Below are 2,341 nucleotides of genomic sequence, written 5' to 3'. Positions count from 1 at the left end.
CACCGGCGCAATACCAGCCGCCCAACCCCCAGATCCGGGATTTTGCGACAGCCTGTGCGGACGTTAGAATGATATGGAAGTGCGCTCCAGTCCCCGGCGTGAGCAGTCGGTCATCCCAGTCCCTGGTGACGACGGCCACAGTGAGTGGGCGGCGTGATCATGCGAGACAGTGCAGGGGGTTGCGACCTCGTCGTCGACAACCCGACGGGTCGCGCAGCATCGGGGGAGATCTCCGACTTCGGTCTGCCCGCGTTGCTCGCCCCCCGACGAGGCATCGGGGGCGTGCTCGTCGAGGTGATGCTGCCGCCCACGGCGGCCTGCGCCTCGCATGCCCGGCGGGTTGTGCGCGATGCCCTGCCCGCGGATCTTGATGAGGACGATCGGGACACCGTCTTGGTGCTCGTCACCGAGCTGGTCGCCAACGCCTCGTCGTGTGCAGACTCCCCCTGTGAGCTGCGGGTGTGCCTCGATGACACCGGGCTGCTCTGCGTCGAGCTCGCTGACGCCTGCGCGGACATGCCCTCCGTCGCGGGGCAGGATCTCGATGCCGAGAGAGGGAGCGGCCGCGGCCTGCTCCTGGTCGAAGGGCTCGCTGACACCTGGGGAGCCAGCGTGCTACCCGGCGGGAAGGTGGTGTGGTTCAGCCTGCGAACGCTCGCGTCGCGCAGCGTGGGCCCTGGCGGGACTCGGGCGTGATCGGGGAGCAGCTGGCGTCGATGACGGACCGTGTCCGGGTGCTCGTCGTCGAAGACGAGAAGCTGATGCAACGTGCGTTCGTGGCAGCCCTGGAACAGGCCGGTTACGAGGTGCTGACGGCCTCGACGGGCCAGGAGGCGATCGACATCGCCACCCGTGAGCGTCCTGCGGTGGTGCTGTTGGATCATTCCCTGCCGGACGTCAGTGGCCAGGAGGTGCTTGCCCGGTTGCGCTCGGACCCACGGACTGACGGGGCGGTGATCCTGATCGTCTCTGGTGACGCCCGGTTGGAGCGCAAGCTCCAGGGGCTGGGTGGCGGCGCGAACGACTACCTCGGCAAGCCGGTGGATCTGCGGGAGCTCGTGGCACGCATCCAGGGGCAACTGACCGCGCGTGACCGGTGGCTTGTCCGGCTCAACGAGGCGATGTCGGGGCGGCTTCGGTTGGCACGGGCGCTGGTCGGAGTGGATGCGACGCAACCGCTGGCTGGGGTCCTCGCCGATCTCGACCGCGTGCTCGACGCGGAGTTGGGTATCCGAGAGCTCGCGTTGCGCCCGTTTGGCCGACACGGCTTGGCGCCGGCGATCGACAGCCGTGGCCGGGAGGGGGCGAGCGTGATCGCGAGCCCGGCCGCTGGGGCGCTGGAGGCCCCCTGGCTCGAGCGTGCCCCTGGCCGATCGGTGGTGCATCTGCCGCTGCAGACGGCGTCGACGACCCTTGCGGTGTTGAGCGTTGTGCCGCGTGGCGAGCCGGAGCCGGTGCTGGCCGCGCTCGTGGACCTCGCCGCGCAGCTGTCGGTGACTTTGCGGCCGGTCGTCGATGCCGCGGTGATGACGGCCAGCGACCGGCAGTGGGCGGACCGGCTGCTCGAACCGGGTGGGATGTGGCCGGTGTTCCAGCCGATCGTCTCGCTGACCGATGGCGAGGTCGTCGGTTTCGAGGGGTTGACCCGGTTCGTCGATGGCATGCGACCCGATCTCGGGTTCGCGTTGGCGGCGCGCCTGGGGTTGGGTGCGACCTTCGAGATCGAAGCCGCGAAGCGGATCCTGGCAGCGGCCGAGGAGCTGCCTTTGGACGCGTGGGTCTCGCTCAACGTCTCGGCGGCCACGTTGTTGAGCGTCGACCTGGGTCCGGTCGTGTCCGAGAGCTCCCGCCGCTTGGTCCTGGAGATCACCGAGCACGAGTCGGTCACCGACTACGCGGGGGTCATCAGTGCGGTCGACCGGCTCGGTGATGTCGGACTCAGCGTCGATGACGCGGGCTCGGGGTATGCGAGCCTGCGCCACGTCTACGAGCTACGCCCCTCGATGGTCAAGCTCGACCGGGCATGGGTGACCGACATCGACCGTGACCCCGTCCGGCAGGCGCTGGTCGGCGGTCTGCTCGCGTTCACGACGGCCACCGGGGCGAGCCTGGTCGGCGAGGGCATCGAACGCGTCGAGGAGCGGGACGTCCTGGCCGAACTCGGCGTGCCGCTCGGCCAGGGTTTCCTCTTCGGTCGCCCCGCAACGCTGGACGCCTCACGGGTGGCGGGTGGTGTGTCGTGAGCGAGGGTCGGGCTGGTGCAGTGGGCGATGGACACCGTGGCGCGTTAGGGCCCTCCGCAAAATAACTCAGTCTTTTGCTGGTGGGGCGGGTACGCTCG

At 69.4% G+C, this 2,341-nt stretch carries 2 protein-coding genes; both read left to right on the top strand.

What is annotated here, in order from left to right; translation table 11 throughout:
* Window positions 1–159 precede the first annotated feature (159 nt).
* Window positions 160–696: an ATP-binding protein gene (locus WD250_17150; GenBank protein ID MEX2621944.1), complete on the top strand. Its 537-nt coding sequence runs from the start codon at window positions 160–162 to the stop codon at window positions 694–696.
* Between the two features lie 20 nt (window positions 697–716).
* Window positions 717–2,243: an EAL domain-containing protein gene (locus tag WD250_17145; protein ID MEX2621943.1), complete on the top strand. Its 1,527-nt coding sequence runs from the start codon at window positions 717–719 to the stop codon at window positions 2,241–2,243.
* Window positions 2,244–2,341 lie beyond the last annotated feature (98 nt).

This window comes from Egibacteraceae bacterium (assembly GCA_040905805.1).
In the GTDB taxonomy this organism is placed as follows: Bacteria; Actinomycetota; Nitriliruptoria; order Euzebyales; family Egibacteraceae; genus DATLGH01.
This window is presented reverse-complemented; position numbering and strand designations above follow the sequence as displayed.

What these genes read in the sequence shown, in the direction of transcription:
- WD250_17150 (MEX2621944.1), top strand. Translation starts at nt 160, where the DNA reads ATGCGAGACAGTGCAGGGGGTTGCGACCTCGTCGTCGACAACCCGACG.
- WD250_17145 (MEX2621943.1), top strand. Translation starts at nt 717, where the DNA reads ATGACGGACCGTGTCCGGGTGCTCGTCGTCGAAGACGAGAAGCTGATG.